The 16836-nt window shown below is 72.9% G+C and carries 18 protein-coding genes; 8 read left to right on the top strand and 10 right to left on the bottom strand.

Going from position 1 to position 16836, the window contains the following annotated elements:
- Window positions 1-42: 42 nt before the first annotated feature.
- The 3 genes from zwf to JNK12_03040 all read right to left on the bottom strand — a co-directional run bounded on the left by zwf (window position 43) and on the right by JNK12_03040 (window position 4087).
- Window positions 43-1485 carry a glucose-6-phosphate dehydrogenase gene (gene zwf / locus JNK12_03050; GenBank protein ID MBL8774878.1) on the bottom strand — a complete coding sequence of 481 codons (1443 nt, stop codon included), beginning with the start codon at window positions 1483-1485 and terminating at the stop codon, window positions 43-45.
- Window positions 1478-2401, bottom strand: coding sequence for a decarboxylating 6-phosphogluconate dehydrogenase (gnd, locus tag JNK12_03045; protein MBL8774877.1), 924 nt, complete (start codon window positions 2399-2401; stop codon window positions 1478-1480). The genes zwf and gnd overlap by 8 nt, the downstream gene beginning before the upstream one ends.
- A 96-nt stretch (window positions 2402-2497) precedes the next feature.
- Window positions 2498-4087 (bottom strand): hypothetical protein, encoded by a 1590-nt coding sequence (locus JNK12_03040; protein ID MBL8774876.1) that lies wholly within the window; start codon window positions 4085-4087, stop codon window positions 2498-2500.
- A 95-nt stretch (window positions 4088-4182) separates the two neighbouring features.
- On the opposite strand from JNK12_03040, the gene ung reads away from it, so the two are divergent.
- Together ung and JNK12_03030 are read left to right on the top strand one after the other, a co-directional pair.
- Window positions 4183-4878 carry a uracil-DNA glycosylase gene (gene ung, locus JNK12_03035; GenBank protein MBL8774875.1) on the top strand — a complete coding sequence of 232 codons (696 nt, stop codon included), beginning with the start codon at window positions 4183-4185 and terminating at the stop codon, window positions 4876-4878.
- On the top strand, window positions 4875-5276 hold the full coding sequence (locus tag JNK12_03030; protein MBL8774874.1) for a hypothetical protein: 402 nt from the start codon (window positions 4875-4877) through the stop codon (window positions 5274-5276). The genes ung and JNK12_03030 overlap by 4 nt, the downstream gene beginning before the upstream one ends.
- A 70-nt stretch (window positions 5277-5346) precedes the next feature.
- Here JNK12_03030 and JNK12_03025 read toward each other — a convergent pair whose 3' ends face one another.
- A complete protein-coding gene (locus tag JNK12_03025) occupies window positions 5347-5937 on the bottom strand; it encodes a TIGR00730 family Rossman fold protein (protein MBL8774873.1) in 591 nt (196 codons plus the stop codon).
- Window positions 5938-6026: 89 nt separating this feature from the next.
- Between JNK12_03025 and JNK12_03020 the strand changes: the two genes are divergently transcribed.
- Genes JNK12_03020 through JNK12_03010 form a run of 3 tightly spaced genes read left to right on the top strand, consistent with a single transcriptional unit; the run spans window position 6027 to window position 8747 of the window.
- Window positions 6027-6914: an SDR family oxidoreductase gene (locus JNK12_03020; GenBank protein ID MBL8774872.1), complete on the top strand. Its 888-nt coding sequence runs from the start codon at window positions 6027-6029 to the stop codon at window positions 6912-6914.
- A 50-nt stretch (window positions 6915-6964) separates the two neighbouring features.
- Complete coding sequence (locus tag JNK12_03015) at window positions 6965-8407, top strand: site-specific DNA-methyltransferase (protein MBL8774871.1); 1443 nt, start codon at window positions 6965-6967, stop codon at window positions 8405-8407.
- Complete coding sequence (locus JNK12_03010) at window positions 8394-8747, top strand: hypothetical protein (GenBank protein ID MBL8774870.1); 354 nt, start codon at window positions 8394-8396, stop codon at window positions 8745-8747. The genes JNK12_03015 and JNK12_03010 overlap by 14 nt, the downstream gene beginning before the upstream one ends.
- Before the next feature lie 38 nt (window positions 8748-8785).
- Here the strand turns inward: JNK12_03010 and JNK12_03005 are convergent, their stop codons facing one another.
- Genes JNK12_03005 through JNK12_02995 form a run of 3 tightly spaced genes read right to left on the bottom strand, consistent with a single transcriptional unit; the run spans window position 8786 to window position 10513 of the window.
- Window positions 8786-9364 carry a hypothetical protein gene (locus JNK12_03005; GenBank protein ID MBL8774869.1) on the bottom strand — a complete coding sequence of 193 codons (579 nt, stop codon included), beginning with the start codon at window positions 9362-9364 and terminating at the stop codon, window positions 8786-8788.
- Window positions 9357-9998, bottom strand: coding sequence for a hypothetical protein (locus JNK12_03000; GenBank protein MBL8774868.1), 642 nt, complete (start codon window positions 9996-9998; stop codon window positions 9357-9359). The genes JNK12_03005 and JNK12_03000 overlap by 8 nt, the downstream gene beginning before the upstream one ends.
- Window positions 9995-10513 (bottom strand): MerR family transcriptional regulator, encoded by a 519-nt coding sequence (locus JNK12_02995; GenBank protein MBL8774867.1) that lies wholly within the window; start codon window positions 10511-10513, stop codon window positions 9995-9997. The genes JNK12_03000 and JNK12_02995 overlap by 4 nt, the downstream gene beginning before the upstream one ends.
- Window positions 10514-10653: 140 nt before the next feature.
- Between JNK12_02995 and JNK12_02990 the strand changes: the two genes are divergently transcribed.
- The gene (locus tag JNK12_02990) at window positions 10654-11061 is read left to right on the top strand and encodes a hypothetical protein (protein ID MBL8774866.1); all 408 of its coding nucleotides are present in this window, start codon (window positions 10654-10656) and stop codon (window positions 11059-11061) included.
- Window positions 11062-11071: 10 nt separating this feature from the next.
- A complete protein-coding gene (locus JNK12_02985) occupies window positions 11072-12232 on the top strand; it encodes an RNA polymerase subunit sigma-24 (GenBank protein MBL8774865.1) in 1161 nt (386 codons plus the stop codon).
- A 10-nt stretch (window positions 12233-12242) separates the two neighbouring features.
- Here JNK12_02985 and JNK12_02980 read toward each other — a convergent pair whose 3' ends face one another.
- The 3 genes from JNK12_02980 to hemB form a co-directional block, all read right to left on the bottom strand.
- A complete protein-coding gene (locus JNK12_02980; GenBank protein ID MBL8774864.1) occupies window positions 12243-13541 on the bottom strand; it encodes a trypsin-like serine protease in 1299 nt (432 codons plus the stop codon).
- 33 nt (window positions 13542-13574) lie between these two features.
- Complete coding sequence (gene hemL, locus JNK12_02975) at window positions 13575-14846, bottom strand: glutamate-1-semialdehyde 2,1-aminomutase (GenBank protein ID MBL8774863.1); 1272 nt, start codon at window positions 14844-14846, stop codon at window positions 13575-13577.
- Window positions 14847-14984: 138 nt separating this feature from the next.
- Entirely contained in the window at window positions 14985-15965 is a 981-nt protein-coding gene (gene hemB, locus JNK12_02970) for a porphobilinogen synthase (GenBank protein ID MBL8774862.1), read from the bottom strand.
- A gap of 159 nt (window positions 15966-16124) precedes the next feature.
- On the opposite strand from hemB, the gene JNK12_02965 reads away from it, so the two are divergent.
- On the top strand, window positions 16125-16595 hold the full coding sequence (locus JNK12_02965) for a hypothetical protein (protein ID MBL8774861.1): 471 nt from the start codon (window positions 16125-16127) through the stop codon (window positions 16593-16595).
- Window positions 16596-16836: the final 241 nt, after the last annotated feature.

Here is a 16836-nt window from a genome sequence, read left to right as displayed (position 1 = left end):
CCGGGGTGAAGTACCGAGGAACCCTGCCGGCGGATCAGTTCGCTACATCGGCGGGAGGGGCGGCGCCGGCACGCCGGGCGGGGTCGGCAGCAGCGGGTCGTGCCAGCCGCCGTGGCCCTCGGCCAGCGCGTCGGCCTCGGTGGGGCCCATGGTGCCGCGGTCGTACAGGTGCACCGCCGGCACGTCGCCGCCGAGCAGCGGCTCGACGATGCGCCACTGCTGCTCGAGCGAGTCCTCCCGACCGAAGCGGCGGGCGTTGCCCTCGAGCGCGTCGCCGATGAGGCGCTCGTAGGCCTCCTGGCGGGACCCGAACACGTGCTCGTAGTCCACGTCGAGGTCGGTCGACTTCGTGGCCAGGGCCTCCCCCGGCGCCTTGGAGTGCATGTGGAGGGTCACCCCGTCGTTGGCCCCGAGGCGGAAGCGCAGCTTGTTGGCGCTGGGGCGCAGGTCCTCGTCGGTGAAGAGCAGCCGGGGCGGGGCCTTGAACTGGATGACGGCCTCGGTGGCGGTGACGGCGAGGTCTTTGCCGGTGCGGATGAGCCAGGGCACGCCCGCCCAGCGCCACGAGTCGATCTCGGTGCGCAGGGCGATGTAGGTCTCGGTGTCGGACCCGGCCTGCACGCCCTCCTCGTCGGGGTAGCCGTGGTACTGGCCCCGCACGACGCAGTCGGGCTCGAAGGAGCGCACCTGGCGGAGGACCTTGTGGTACTCGTCGCGCAGGGCGTCGGCGTCGGACGCCGCGGGCGGCTCCATGGCCAACAGGGCCACGATGAGCAGCAGGTGGTTCTGGACGACGTCGCGCAGGGCGCCGACGTTGTCGTAGAACTTGCCACGGCCCTCGATCCCGAACTCCTCGGACATCGTGATCTGCACGTTGTCGATGAAGTTGCGGTTCCACACCGGCTCGAGCATCGAGTTGGCGAAGCGGAAGATGAGCAGGTTCTCGACCGCCTCCTTCCCGAGGAAGTGGTCGATGCGGAAGACGTCCTTCTCGGCGAAGGCCTTGTGCACGACGGCGTTGAGCTCGCGGGCGGACTCGAGGTCGCGTCCGAAGGGCTTCTCCACCACCACGCGGCCGTCCTTGTTGAGGCCCACGCCGGCGAGGCCCTCGATCACGTCGTCGAACAGCGACGGCGGGATGCTCAGGTAGAACAGCGGCCGCTCGCAGGTCGTCATCTTCCGGGCGAGGGCCGCAAAGGTGCCCGACTCGCGGTAGTCGCCGCTGACGTAGGTCATGTTGGCGGCGAGCTGCGACCACACCCCCTCGTCGATGGTGTCGTTCTTGGCCTCGACGGCCTCACGGGCGTAGGCCCTGAGCTGGTCGTCGTCCCACTCGCGGGTGGCGACGCCGATGATGGGCACGTCGATGCGCCCGGACAGGGCCAGACGGTAGAGCGCCGGGAAGATCTTCTTCTTGGCCAGGTCGCCGGTGGCGCCGAACAGGACGAGCGCCCCGCTGACGTCTTCCGCGACTGCCTCAGGCATCGGCCGCGGGCCCCTGGGCCGCGTGGGCGCTCGGACCCTCCGCCTCCGCCACCACGGCGTGGCCGCCGAACTGGTTGCGGAGGGCGGCCACGGCCTTCATGGCCAGCGATTCGTCCTGCTGCGACACGAAGCGGGCGAACAGCGCGGCGGAGATGACCGGCGCGGCGACGCCGTGGTTGACCGCCTCGAGCACCGTCCAGCGCCCCTCGCCGGAGTCGGCGGCGACGCCCCGGATCTCGGCGAAACCCGGATCCTGCTTGTTCGCCGCGACCAGCAGGTCGAGCAGCCACGACCGCACGACACTGCCCTCCTGCCAGCACTCGAGGGCGGCCTGCACGTCGATGCCGAGGTCGGCCTTCGTGAGGAGCTCGTAGCCCTCGGCGTAGGCCTGCATCATCCCGTACTCGATGCCGTTGTGGACCATCTTGGTGAAGTGGCCGGTGCCCACCGGGCCCACGTGAGCGAAGCCGCCCGCCGGCGCCAGCGTGTCGAAGACGGGTTGAGCGACGGCCACGGACTCGTCTGTACCCCCGACCATCAGCGCGTAGCCGTTCTCGAGGCCCCACACGCCACCGCTCGTGCCCGCGTCGATGAAGCCGATTCCCTGTTCGGCCAGCGCGGCGCCCCGGCGGACCGAGTCGTGCCAGTTGGAGTTGCCGCCCTCGATGATGAGATCACCGGGCTCGAACAGCGCGGCCAGGTCGGTGACGGTCTGCTCGGTGGGGTCGCCGGCGGGCACCATCACCCATGCCACCCGAGGCCCGTCGCCGGCGAGGGCCTCGGCCAGCGCCTCGAGCGAGGCCACCTCCGAGGCGTCGCTGAAGGCGTCGTAGCCCACCACCTCGTGACCGCCGCGGCGCAGGCGCTCGGCCATGTTGCCGCCCATCTTGCCCAGCCCGATCATGCCCAGCTTCATCAGTTGCTCCTCGTGGTCGGTTCGTCCCGTGCCGGTCCCAGGATGGTCACGCGAAGGTGACCAGCCAGATACCAGAACGTGAAGATCGGGGTTCGGTCACGCGCCGGCGCCGGCGGCGAGCAGGTCGTCGACGGTGACCCGGGCGGCCCGCAGGCCGTGGGCCCGCAGGGTGGCCAGGTCGCCGGCGGCCTGGGCGGCCAGGAGGGTGCCGAAGCCGAAGTCCTGGCCCGGGATGGCGGGGCCGCCCCCGTCGGCGAGGGCGGCGTCGTCCACCACCTGCACGAACACGCCCGACGGGGGCCCGCCCTTGTGCAACTGGCCGGTGGAGTGCAGGAAGCGAGGGCCGACGCCAAGGGTGGTGGCCACACCGAGCCGGTCGCGCAAGGCGAGGCGCACGCGCTGGAGGTCCGCTATCAGCGGGCTCTCGGGGTCGACGTAGGCCTGGAGTGCCAGGTAGTCGCCGGGGCGCACCTGGGCGAGCAGGGCGTCGAGGGGCTCCGCGGCGACCGCCAGCGGATCGCCGTCGCCGGCCTCGATGCGGGCGAGGACGTCGTTCGTGGCGGCCTTGGCCTCGGCCACGTTGGGCTGGTCGAAGGGGTTGATGCCGAGCGCGGCGCCGCAGATGGCCGTGGCGAACTCCCAGAGCAGCACCTGGGCGCCCAGGCCGTAGGCGTTCTCGAAGGGCAGCTCGACCACGGGGTGGCCGGCGTCGGCGAGCTCGTCGAGGGCGGGGTGCCAGCCGAGGCCCACGAAGAGCCGGTCGTCGCCGTAGACGCGGAGGTCCGCGGCCACGTCCTCGCCCGCCACGGGCACCACGCCGGTGCCGGACTTCCCCGTCGACTCGGCGATGAGCTGCTCGAGCCACAGGCCGAAGGTGGCGACGTCGGGGTCGAGCAGCAGGGTGAGCTTGTCGCGCCCGGCCTTGGCCGCCGCCGCCATCACCGCGCCGAGGCGCAGGCCCGGGTGGCGGTGGGGGTCGCCGTCGGGCTGGAGCTGTTCGGCGACGACGTCGGCGGAGCGCAGCAGGCGCAGGTAGTCGACGCCGGCGAGGGCGGCGGGCACCATGCCGAAGTACGACAGCGCCGAGTAGCGGCCGCCGATGTCGGACCGGTTGACGAAGACCCGCCGGAAGCCCCGCTCGCGGGCCGAGGCCTCGAGGGCCGAGCCGGCGTCGGTGACGACCGCGAACTGCTCGGGGCGGCCGACCTTGTCCCAGAAGTAGGCGAGGTGGCTTGCGGTCTCGAGGGTGGAGCCCGACTTGGACGACGCCACGAAAAGGGTGCGGTCGAGGTCGAGCGCGGCCTCGACCCGCCGCAGCGCCGCCGGGTCGGTGCTGTCGAGCACGCTGAGCCGGGGCCGGTCGTCGGGTCGGGCGAAGGTGGTGGCGATCACCTCGGGGAACAGGCTCGAGCCCCCCATGCCCATGACGAGGACGTGGTGGAAGCCGTCGCCGTAGACATCGGCGGCGAAGCGGTCGAGGTCGGCCTGGGCGGCGGCGATCTCGGGGCCGACCCGGAGCCAGCCGAGGCGGTCGGCCACCTCGGTGGGGTCGTCCTGCCAGAGGGTGTGGTCGCCCGACCAGACCCGGGCCACCGCGTCACGCTCGACGAGGTCGGCGATGGCGGCGTCGACGGCAGGGCCGAGGGCGCCGAGGCGCTCGCCCTCCCGGGTGTTCAGCCACTCCACGCTCATGTCCTCTCGACGGGGGCCCTCGCGGTCTGGCGCCGACCGTACCGCCCCGGGCCGGGCCGAGGGCGCCCACCCGGGTACCTTCGGGGCCGATGGCGCCCAAGACGGACTGGAACCCCGTGCTGCGGGGCGAGTTCGCCCAGCCGTACTGGGCCGAGCTCCAGCGCTTCGTGGCCGACGAGCGGTCCCGCCACCCCGTCTATCCGCCCCCCGAGGACGTCTTCGCCGCGCTCCACCAGACGCCCTTCGCCGACGTGAAGGTGGTCATCCTCGGCCAGGACCCCTACCACGGCGCCGGCCAGGCCCACGGGCTCTGCTTCTCGGTGCGCCCCGGCGTGCCGCTGCCGCCGTCGCTCCAGAACATCTACAAGGAACTGCACGACGACCTCGGCATCGACCCGCCCGACCACGGCTGCCTCGACGCCTGGTCCCGGCAGGGGGTGCTGCTGTTGAACACCACGCTGACGGTGCGGGCCCGCCAGGCCGCCTCGCACCAGGGCAAGGGCTGGGAGACCTTCACCGACCAGGTCATCCGGGCCGTGAACGACAAGCCCGACACCGTCGTGTTCATCCTCTGGGGCGCCCACGCCCGCAAGAAGAAGGCGCTCATCGACACCGGTTCTCCAGATGCGCCCCGCCACGTGATCATCGAGTCGGCCCACCCGTCACCGCTGTCGGCCCACAACGGCTTCTTCGGCAGCCACCCGTTCTCCCGGGCCAACGAGGCGCTGATCGCCGCCGGCCGCGAGCCCGTCGACTGGACCGTCCCCCCGAGGACCGCCTCGTGACCCCGGCGCTGATCGTCGCCTGCGTGGTGCTCGTGGTCGCCGTCGATCTCGTCATCTTCGGCCGTTGGGCGGGGTGGAGCTTCGGCCTGCGCTGGTGGGGTCGCCCGACGTCGGCGCAGGTGCTGTCGGTCGAGCCGCTGCGGGGGGCACTCATGAAAGGCGGCGCCCCGTGGGCGATGCGCGAGGCCCGCCACCGGGTGCGGGCCACCGTCGAGGTGCAGCCTCCCGGCGACGCCCCCTACCGCACCAGCACGATCACCTGGCACGAGCCCACGGGCTCCCTCGCCGGCCTCCCCGCAATCGTCCGCGTCTCCCGCACCCGCCCCCGTCGCATCTGGCTCCCCCGGGGCGGCGCCGGCTCGCCGGCGCCGGTCGACCCCACCGCCGGCGTCTACTGAGTCGCGCCGCTCGTTCTGGCACCGGATTTCGGTGCCAGGGCACCGAAATCCGGTGCCAGTTCAGGCCGCCTCAGCGGTCTTCGGGGCCGATGGCGGGGGCGACGTCCTCGGGGCGGGCGGCGGCGAGCACGTCGAGGGCCTGGGCGGCGCCGCCGGCGCGCAGGATCAGGGCCCGGTTCCGGGGCAGGAGGAAGCCCGACTCGACCATGCGGTCGAGCATGGCCACAAAGGGGTCCCAGAAGCCGTCGACGTCGACCAGCACGAGGGCCTTGGCGTGCAGGCCGAGCTGGGCCCAAGTGGCCACCTCGCAGAGCTCGTCGAGGGTGCCAAGGCCGCCGGGCAGGGCGAGGAAGCCGTCACTGCGGTCGTACATGAGAGCTTTGCGCTCGTGCATGGTGGCCACCTCGATCAGCTCGTCGAGGCCGGGGTGCACCACCTCGTGAGCGAACAGCGCGCCGGGGATCACCCCGACGACCGAGCCGCCGGCCTCGAGGCACGCGTCGGCGATGGCGCCCATCAGGCCGACCTGCCCGCCGCCGTACACGAGGCCGACGCCCCGGCCGGCCAGAGCGGCGCCCACCTCGCGGGCGAGGGCGAGGTGGCGCGGATCCCGACCGGGTGAGGAGCCGCAGAACACGCCGACGGCGTGGAGCTCGGGCATGACGCCGACGGTAGGCGATCCCCAGGCCGACGGCGGCGGCGTGCGGGTACTGTTCGCGCCCCGGCCACCGGCCGGTCACGGGAGGCACGATGGCGGACGAGCGGGACCTGACCGGGCGGGTGGCGGTGGTGACCGGTGCCAACAGCGGCATCGGGCGGGCGACGGCCCTGCACCTCGCCGGCCGAGGCGGCACCGTCGTGCTGGCCTGCCGCTCCGAGGAGAAGGCCCGGGCCACCATCGACGAGCTGCGCACCGCCACGGGCAACGAGCACCTCTCGTTCCTCGGCCTCGACCTCGCCAGCCTCACCGCCGTGCGCGAGGCCGCCGACGAGCTCCTCGCCACCGACCGGCCGCTCCACATCCTCGTGAACAACGCCGGCCTGGCCGGTCAGCGCGGCTCGACCGCCGACGGCTTCGAGCTGGCCTTCGGCACCAACCACCTCGGCCACTTCCTCTTCACCACCCTGCTGCTCGACCGCCTCCGGGCCTCGGCCGCGCCCGGCGCACCGGCCCGGGTGGCCAACGTCTCCAGCGGCAGCCACTTCGACGCCAAGGGCATCGACTTCGACGCCGTGCGCCGGCCCACCCGCAGCTTCGTCGGCATGAAGGAGTACAGCGTGTCGAAGCTGGCCAACGTCTGCTTCACCCAGGAGCTGGCGCGGCGAGAAGACCCGGCCACGCTGGTGGTGGCGGCATCGGACCCCGGCCCCGTCGACACCAACGTGTGGCGGCGCATCCCCGCGCCGATCTACGCCGTGTTCCGCCGCGTCGTCGGCCTCACGCCCGTCGCCGAGGGCGCCGCCTCGACCATCTTCGCCGCCACCGATCCGAGCCTCGACGCCGACAGCGGCGCCTACGTGGACCAGCACTGCCGCGTGAAGCCGCCCAGCCCCGTCGCCACGCCCGAGCTCGGCGCCGAGCTGTGGGAGCGCAGCGCGGCCTGGGTGGCCGACACCGGCGGCGCACCCACGGCCTGAGCGGCGCCGCGGTCAGCGTTCCCGTCAGACCCCCTCGGTAGGCTGCGCGCATGGGAACGTCGACGAGCGCCTTCGGGGCGGGCAAGCGCGAGGGCCACGATGCCTCCGACTTCTACGCCCGTTTCACGGCGCCCGACATCTCCACCGATGCCGAGGTCGCGGTCCAGCCCGAGGTCGACCGCATCTGGCAGGGCGACTCCCGCCACATGGACACCATCGTCGACAACTCGGTGGCCCTCGTGGTCACCTCTCCGCCCTACTTCGCGGGCAAGGAGTACGAGCTGGCCCTGGGTGAGGGCCACGTGCCCGCCAGTTACCTCGACTACCTCCAGATGCTGGAAGACGTCTTCGCCGAGTGTGTGCGCACCCTCGAGCCGGGCGGGCGCATCGCGGTCAACGTGGCCAATCTCGGGCGCAAGCCGTACCGCTCGCTCTCGGCCGACATCATCACCATCCTCCAGGACCGCCTCCGCCTCCTCATGCGGGGCGAGGTCATCTGGTGGAAGGGCAAGGGCGCCTCGGGCTCGTGCGCGTGGGGCTCGTTCAAGAAGCCCAGCAACCCGGTGCTCCGCGACCTCACCGAGCGGGTGATCATCGCCAGCAAGGGCCGCTTCGACCGTGCCGTGCCCGAACAGGACGGTGACGCCTTCCCCGTGAACGAGTCGGGCCAGGCCCTGCTGTGGGCCGACGACTTCATGGACATGACGACCGACCTGTGGGAGATCCCCACCGAGAGCGCCCGCCGGGTCGGCCACCCGGCGCCCTTCCCGGTCGAGCTGCCCAAGCGTCTGATCGAGCTCTACACGTACCCCGACGACCTCGTGCTCGACCCCTTCATGGGCGCGGGCAGCACCGCGGTGGCGGCGCTGCGGGTCGGCCGCCACTTCGTGGGCTACGACACCGAGGCGGAGTACGTCGCCCTCGCCGAAGGCCGAGTTGCCGACGAGCGGGCGCGCGCCGAGCAGTACCGCGGCCCGGTGATCACCCTGCCGCCGGCGCCCGAGGCCGGCAGCGACGACGAGGACCCGATGGCCCGGGCCGTGCGCGAGGGCAAGAAGGCGAAGGACATCGCCAAGGCGCTGCTGCGCCAGTGCGGCTTCGACGAGATCCGCGAGAACGTGAAGGCCCCCGGCGGCGTGGTGGTGGACTTCGCCACGCTCGGCGCCGACGGCCAGGAGTGGTGGTTCGACGTCTCGGGGGCGTTCACGAGCAGCCGTCCCGGCCTCCAGCGCACCGACACCCTCTGGAAGGCCATCGGTCGGGCCTCGGTGGTGCACAGTGCCGTCGACCCGTGGCCCCGCTACGTGCTCCTCACCACGAACGCGCCCCGCCGCAACAGCGCCGGAGCGAAGGCCCTCGCGGCGGTCACCGGGGTCAACGGCCCTGTGTACGACGTGGTCGAGCTGCTCGACCCCGCGGACGGCCAGCGGCTCGCCGATCACGCCCGGGGCATCACGCCACAGGTGGCGATCCCGAGCGATGCCCGACCCTGAGCTCTTCCCCCAGCGCCGCAACCGGGTTGCGGTCGGGGTCGTGCGCGGCGACGTGCCCCGGGTGTTCCTCGCCGAGAACGTCGAGGTGCTCGGCCGGTTGCTCGCCTTGGAGGTCGTGGCCCGGACGCCGGCGGCGCGCGTCGGCACCCGGGCGCCGGCCATCCGCGCCGCCCTGCTCGAGGAGCGCTGGGGCGACGCCGTCCTGGAGTGGATGAGCGCCACCGGCAACGTGGTCGACGGCTACGACGACGAGCACGTCTGGACCGAGGACCGCCTCGAGCGCGACTTCGCCGACTTCGAGCTGCGCCTCAGCCCCCTCTTCCAGGATCCCCCCACTTAACGATCTCGTTCTGGCTCCAGTGCACCGAGTGCGCCGTCTCAGCCGGTCGCGCCGAGGGTGGGCCAGGGGGCGATGTCGGTCCAGTGGGCGTCGACCAGGCGGGCGGTGCGATCGACCTCGTCGAGGGCGGCCCCCAGGTCGGTGGTGGCGAAGCCCGCCTCGCTGAGGTCGAACAGCAGCTTGCCCTTCAAGCGGGTGCCGGCGCCCCGGTCGAGAGCCCGGGCGTGGCGGGCCCGGCTGGCCACCAGCAGCGACCCCACCGACCACAGCACCCAGCGCGCCTGGGGGATGTCCCGCACCAGCAGGAAGGCGTAGCGGCCGGCGTCGACGATCTTGCGCAGGGCCAGCTCGTCCAGCACGAAGAGGTCCTCGGGGCGCACCTCGGGGCGCAGGTCCCGCCACCCCTTCGACAACGGCTGTCGCTTCGCCTTCAGCTCGACCTGCACGAGCTGCTCGCCGGCGCTGAGCACCTGGAAGTCGAGCCGGTCGAACGACGTGGTCGACGCCTTCAGGAGGGTGAGCGTGGGGTGCACGGACAGGGCGTGCTCCACCTGCGCCTCGATGCCGTGGCGACCGTTGAGGTCGATGACCCAGTCCGAGCTCTGACGCTCACGCATCGCGGTCGTCCTCCTTGGTGGTGTCGACGGGGTCGGTTTCGGCGGCCTCGAAGTCGAAGTCGAGCCCCAGCTGCACGGCCCGCCACGGGGCCGCCAGCGGGGCGACGGGCCCCGGCGGGAGGTCGGCGCCGAAGTAGTGGTGCAGGCGCTGACGACCCGGGAGGTCGCCGACCACGGGCACCGCGTCGAGCAGGACGTCGTTCAGCTCGGACAGCAGGAACTCCGACGACGAGCCGGGCTTGGGCATGTGCGAGGTCACCAGGAGCAGCGGGTGGGGGCACCCCCGCTGGGCCAGGCGCAGGGCCTTGAAGCCGAACTTCAGCATCGTGTCCTGGCGGCGCAGGCCCGCCTTGGTGCGCTCGGTGCGATCGGGCGTGCCGTGGGCCGCCACCAGGAACCGCCGGCCGTTGGTCCCCTCGAGGAGGAAGTCCAGGGTGTAGCTCTCCACCCGGGGGTAGCGCTCGACCAGGGTGGCGCCCATCTCCTCGAGGAACTCGAGGGCCAGGGCGTCGAACTCCTTGCCGTGCAGCGTCGAGCGGGCCTGGGACTCCGAGGCCGGGTCGGGCGGCAGGTCCTCGAACACCTCGGCGGCCTCGTCGCCGTCCCCGGGGACCGCGAACAGTTGCGGGGTCATGCCGTCCTCCGCTCGGCGCGTGCTCCGCTGGTCGTGCGGGCCGGCCCAGGGGCCGCCACGGGTGCGGCGCCGGCGAGGCGCTCGCGGAGCGGCGCCGGGTTGTAGACCACCCAGGCGCCGCCGGCCTCGACCGCGGCCAGGGCGTCGTCGGCGGGCACCACCCGCAGGCCGATCTGATCGGCCTCCTTGGCGCCGACCGGGCCCCAGACGATGCGGACGTCGCCGGCGGGCAGCGCACAGGCCCCCACCAGCGGCCCGGCGACCGCAGGGTTCACCCGGGACACGGCCAGGTGGCGCAGCAGGTCGAGGCGCACCACGTCGTCGGCCGAGTAGCGGCGCCGGCCCGACCGACCCTCGCCGGCGTCCACCGACGGGGTCACCCAGCCCTGCCTCGCCCAGTGGTCGAGCTGGCGGTAGCTGATGCCGGCGAGCTCGTGGGCGTCGCCGGCCACGATGCCGGACGGGAGAGCGCCGCTGATTCCCTCGTCGGCGTTCGGTGTAATCACAGGCGTCATTACACAGGAGGGCATCCGTGTTGTCAACGCCGGATGTGACATTTCCCCGGAATTCTTCGGCGAGGATGTCGAGGACCCGCCGGCGGCTCCGTCATCGGGGTACACCGGCCACCCGGGCCGGCACACCGAGGAGACCAACCATGGCCAAGTACCTGCTGCTCAAGCACTACCGAGGGGCCCCGGCGCCCGAGAACAACGTGCCCATGGACCAGTGGACACCCGAAGAGGTCGACGCCCACATCCAGTTCATGGCGGACTTCGGCACCCGCCTCGAGGCCACCGGCGAGCTGGTCGGCGCCGAGGCCGTCGCCGCTGAAGGGATGTGGGTCCGCTACGACGGCGAGGGGAAGCCGCCGGTGACCGACGGCCCCTTCGCCGAGACCAAGGACCTCATCGCCGGCTGGATGATCATCGACGTCGACACCGAGGCTCGGGCCATCGAGCTCGCCGGCGAGCTGTCGGCTGCCCCCGGCGCCAACGGCGAGCCCATCCACGAGTGGCTCGAGGTGCGGCCCTTCCTGGCCATGCCGCCGACCGTCGACGGTTGAGCGGGGACGGCTGAGCGTGGACGACGCCGGGCTCCGCCCGCTCGTCCCGCAGGTCCTGGGCGTCCTCGTCCGTCGCGGCGCCGACTTCGCGACGGCCGAGGACGCCGTGCAGGAGGCGCTCCTCCGGGCGCTCGCCACCTGGGGGGACGACCCGCCCGACCAGCCGGCGGCGTGGCTGACCACCGTGGCGTGGCGGGCGTTCCTCGACCTGACCCGGTCGGCCACGGCCCGGCGCGACCGTGAGGCCCGCTTCGACGCCGAGCCGCCCGCCGGCGCCGTCCACAGCGCGGACGACACCCTGCGTCTCTACTTCCTCTGCGCCCACCCCGAACTGACGCCGTCGTCGGCCGTGGCCCTCACCCTCCGGGCGGTCGGCGGCCTGACCACCCGCCAGATCGCCGAGGCGTACCTCGTGCCGGAGGCGACCATGGCCCAGCGCATCAGCCGGGCCAAGCGCACCGTTGCGGCGGCCGGGCTGGCCGGCGACGCTCCCGACGACGTCGCCACGGTCATGCGGGTGCTCTACCTGGTCTTCAACGAGGGCTACAGCGGCGACGTCGACCTCGCCGCCGAGGCCATCCGCCTCACCCGCCAGCTGACCGAGCTGACCGACGACCCCGAGGTGGCGGGCCTGCTCGCCCTCATGCTCCTGCACCACGCCCGCCGCCGCAGCCGCACCCGTCCCGACGGCAGCCTCGTACCCCTCGCCGAGCAGGACCGCGCTCTCTGGGACGACGCACTCATCATCGAGGGCACCGGCCTCGTGCAGTCTGCGCTCTCCCGCGACCGGCTGGGCGAGTACCAGGTACAGGCGGCCATCGCCGCCCTCCACGCCGACGCGCCCTCCGTCGACGAGACCGACTGGGTGCAGATCGTGGAGTGGTACGACGAGCTCCTGGGCCTCGCCGACACCCCGATCGTCCGCCTGAACCGGGCCGTCGCCGTCGGCGAGGCGGACGGCGCGCCTGCCGGCCTGAGCGCCCTGGCCGAGGTGCCCGACGGCGTACCCCGGCGCGAGGCCGTGGCCGCCCACCTCCACGAGCGCAACGGCGACCTCGCCCTCGCCGCCCGCCTCTACGCTGAGGCGGCGCGCAACGCCCCCAACCAGGCCGAGCGCGACCACCAGACCCGCCAGGCGGCCCGGGTCAACGAGTTGCTGCGGCGACGCTGACCGACGAGCCCTAGGGCAGGGCGACGGGACGCACGGTGAAGGTACGAACGCGAGCGGCCCCGGTGCCCATTGCGTTCGTGGCCTTCACCTTCACCGTGTAGCGAACGCCGGGACGCAGCGGCGGGACGGTGGTGTCGAAGTGGCGGGCGCCGCCGCCCCCTCCCAGCATCGACAGGCCGACGTTCGCACCGGTGATCGTGACCGAATAGCCGGTGATCTTGGCGCCGCCGTCGAACTCTGGGGGGCGCCAGGACACCCGCACACGGCTCCCACGCTGCGTGATGGCGACGTTGCGGGGCCGGTCGGGGACCTCGTCTGGATCGAGGTAGCGCCCCACGAAGCCCGCCTCAGCCGCCACCCGGGCGAACACCGCCGGGCGCTCGGGGGCCGGGCAGCCGTCGCCGGCGAGCACGACCCCGACCTGGAGTGGGCTCCCCGCGTCGTCGACCACCAGGGGACCCCCGCTGTCACCGAAGCAGGGCGTGGGGAGGCCGTCGACGAGGTCGCCGGCGCACAGCTGGCGGGCGATGTCCACGTCGGTGCCGTAGGCGATGGTGCAGTCCGCGTCCGACGAGATGGGCAGGTCGGCATGCTGGAGGACCGTCGGGGCTGCTGCGAGCGGGTTGCCGGTGTTGCCCCACCCGGAGACGGTCGCCGTCGTTCCCGCCGTGTACAAGGCGGCCTGGGCGGGCGTGGCCAGCGCCACCGGCGTCCCCGTCGTCGACGGCGTGGCCAGTTGGAGGACGGCGACGTCGGGCACGAAGGGGTCGAACCACGAATCGAGATCGACCGTGAAGCCCGGGTGGAGCCGGATCTGGCGCACGTCCAGCCGCTCGGCGGCGCTGTCCCGCCCGAGGTTCACGTCGCCGGCCAGCACGTCCACGTCGGACGGGCGCAGCAGGTCGACCTCGACGTCGATGATCTGGTCTCCCGGACCGACGAGCACCCAGATGCCGGCGACGACGCAGTGGGCGGCGGTCAGCACGGCGTCCGGCGCGATCAGAGAGCCGCCGCAGAACTGCCCCCGGATGTTGAGGCCGGGGACGCTCGGGGACACGAGGGCGACCTGGTAGTCGAACGTGCCGGGGGTGGCCGGCGTGCCGCCGACCACCTCGGGTGCTCCCGCCTCAGGTGCCACCGCATCCGGACCGGCCGTCCGGTACTCCCAGTGGGCGCCGGCCGGCGCCGGCCGGGGCGGCTGGCTGCCGGGGCTCGCGCCGCCGGACTGGGCGCTCGCGGCGCCGCCCGTGAAGGTCAGCATCGCAGCCAGCAGGGCAGCGGCGATGAGCGCCACCGTGAGTCGTCGCATCGGGCCCTCCCCGGGTCGAGGCGCCCGACGGTACTAGTAGGTGCCCGCCACCTCGCGGGCGGCGGCGGCGACCAGGTCGCTGACCCGCTCGAGCTCGTCCTTCGAGTGGGCGAGGCCCGGGAAGAGCACCTCGTAGGCGCCGGGGGCGAAGGCCACCCCCCGCCCCAGGCAGGCGTGGAAGAACTTGGCGTAGAGCGCCTCGTCGGTGCCCTTGGCCGTGGCGTAGTCGGTCGCCGGCGTCTCGCCGAAGTAGAGGCCTAGCAGCGAGCCGAACACCGGCACCTGCGCCGGCAAGGAGGCGTCCTCGAAGACCTGCACGAGCCACTGGCCGAACATCTCGGCCCGGCCGCAGAGCATCCGGTAGGCGCCCTCGTCGAGCAGGGACAGCGCGGCGAGGCCGGCGGCGGTGGCGAGGGGGTTCCCTGACAGCGTGCCCGCCTGGTAGACGGGGCCGAGGGGCGCCAGCGACGACATCACCTCGGCACGACCGCCGAGGGCGCCGATGGGCAGGCCGCCGCCGATCACCTTGCCGAAGCAGGAGAGGTCGGGGGTGACGCCGACGAGGGCCTGGGCGCCGCCGCGGTCCACCCGGAATCCGGTGATGACCTCGTCGAAGATGAGCAGGGCGCCGGCGTCGTCGCAGGCCTTCCGCAGCCCCTCGAGGAAGCCAGGCGCCGGCGGGACGAGCCCCATGTTGGCGGCGACGGGCTCGACGATGACGGCGGCCACGTCGTCGCCCAGCTCGGGCACGACGTTGTAGGGAACGACGAGGGTCTCGGCCACGGCCGAGGCGGGCACGCCGGCCGAGCCCGGGAGGCCGAGGGTGGCCACGCCGCTGCCGCTCTCGGCCAGCAGGGCGTCGCCGTGGCCGTGGTAGTTGCCGGCGAACTTCACGATCGTCGGCCGGCCGGTGTGGCCGCGGGCCAGGCGGATGGCGGTCATGGTGGCCTCGGTGCCGCTGCTGACCAGGCGCACCATGGCGCACGACGGGACCCGCTCGCAGATCGCCTCGGCCAACAGCACCTCGCGCTCGGTGGGGGCGCCGTAGGACGTGCCGTCGCCGGCGGCGTCGCGGATGGCCTCGACGATCACCGGGTGCGCGTGGCCGGCGATGATGGCGCCGTAGCTCTGGACGAAGTCCGTGTAGCGCTTACCCTCGACGTCCCACACGTAGGGGCCCTCGGCCCGGGCCACGAAGTACGGGTTGCCGCCGACGGAGCGGAACGCCCGCACCGGCGAGTTCACCCCGCCGGGGATCACCCGCTGGGCGCGCTCGAACAGGCCGGCGTTGGTGAGATCGGTCATGGCGCAAGCATCGCCGTCAGGCCACGGTCCCGGCCACCTGACCAGCCCGTGCGGTGAGGACGATCCGGCGGCCGCCGCCCGTTGCAAGAACCGTGAGGCCGTCGGCGGCGGCTCGAGGCTGCCGAGAAGCCGGGATCGTCAGCCGAGCGCCTCGGCCACCTCACGGGCGAGGTAGGTGAGGATGATGTCGGCGCCGGCCCGCTTGATGGCGGTGAGGTGCTCGAGTGCCACGGCGTCCCCGTCGATCCAGCCGTTGGCGGCGGCGGCCTTGATCATCGAGTACTCGCCGGACACGTGGTAGGCGGCGAGGGGCACGTCCACCTCGGCCCGGGCGCGAGCGATGAGGTCGAGGTAGGCCAGCGCCGGCTTCACCATGACCATGTCGGCGCCCTCGGCGAGGTCGGCCCGGATCTCCTCGAGCGCCTCCCGACCGTTGCGGTAGTCCTGCTGGTAGGCCTTGCGGTCGCCGCCGTCGGCGATGCTCACGTCGACCGCGTCCCGGAAGGGCCCGTAGAGGGCGGAGGCGTACTTCGCGGCGTAGGCGAGGATCGACACGGCGTCCCAGCCCTCCTCGTCGAGGGCGTCGCGGATGGCCATGACCTGGCCGTCCATCATCCCGGAGGGGGCGCACACGTCGGCGCCGGCCTCGGCCTGGGCCAGCCCGGCCCAGCCGTAGCGCTCGATGGTGGCGTCGTTGTCGACCTCGCCGGTGTCGGTGAGCAGCCCGCAGTGGCCGTGGTCGGTGTACTCGTCGAGACACAGGTCCGCCATCAGGACGAGGTCGTCGCCCACCTCGTCGCGGAGGTCCTTGAGGGCCACCTGGACGATGCCGCCGGGGTCCCACGCCTGGCTGCCCTCGGCGTCCTTGGTGGCCGGCACCCCGAAGAGGATGACGGCGGGGATGCCGAGGTCGACGAGCTCGCGCACCTCTTTGCGCAGCGACTCGCGGGTGTGCTGCACGACGCCGGGCAGCGAGGCGATGGGCTGGGGTTCGTCGATGCCCTCACGCACGAACAGCGGGGCGACGAGGTCGTCGGCCGACAGGCGGGTCTCGGCCACGAGCCGGCGCATCGCCGGCGTCGTCCGCAGGCGCCGCATCCGACGCTGGGGAAAGCTCATCTCGTCCGCTCCTGTTCGCTTCGCTCACGAGCCACTCGGGCCTCCGCTCCGCTCATGCTGCCCAGCCTACGACCCCCGTTCTCGAGGCAATCCTCCCGGGCTCGTGACTGCATGCCGGTACTCCTTGCGGTCGGCTCGGCTGGCGCCGATGATCACCTCATGACGCACGCGCCGACGGCAGGGGTGCCGGTGCGGCTGCGGGTGGCGACACTCGGCGCCGTTGTCTTCGGCGTCACCATCGCCGTGGCGATCGCAGTGTCGCTCCCCCTCGACGACCTGAGCGATCTCGAGGTCATCGCTCGCGCCGCCGCCTTCTACCTGTGGATCGTGGCGATCTTGGTCATCCCCCCCTTTCTGGTGATGCTGGTGCTCGTCCGGCGCCCGGTGCTTTGGTGGACCGGGACCTCGGTGATCCTGCTGTCCCTGGCCATCGGGGCCCTCCTGTGCAACCGAGCCGAAGGCGCCTTCCAGGGGATCGGTCTGCTCTTCTCCGTGGTCTGGCTCTACGGGTGCGGGCTGCTGGCGATCCTCGGTGTGCTCGACCACTGGGTCACCTGGCATCGGCGTGTGCAGACGGCGACGAGTGATGGCGCACCGTCGGCGGTCGACGACGACGGTTGGGGATACTGAGCGCTCCGGTGAGGGTCCTCCACGAGGGCCCCGTGCCACGGAGCGTGACCAGATCCCGGCGGGTGGGACGCTGTTGGAGGAAATAGCCCCCCGATATCGAGGCGCTCCTGCTGTGTCCGTGGGTCATCTTCGGCCCGGGAGCGTGGGGGTGTGTCCGCCGAGGGCGAGCATGGCGAGGGCGATGAGGGCGTCGGGGTTGTGGAACCCGAACGCGATGCGGGTGAGGAGCCGGATCTTGGTG

It is taken from the genome of Acidimicrobiales bacterium, assembly GCA_016794585.1.
GTDB lineage: Bacteria > Actinomycetota > Acidimicrobiia > Acidimicrobiales > DATDAH01 > JAEUJM01.
The sequence above is the reverse complement of the archived record's forward strand: the minus strand, read 5'-3'. Positions and strand labels throughout refer to the sequence as shown.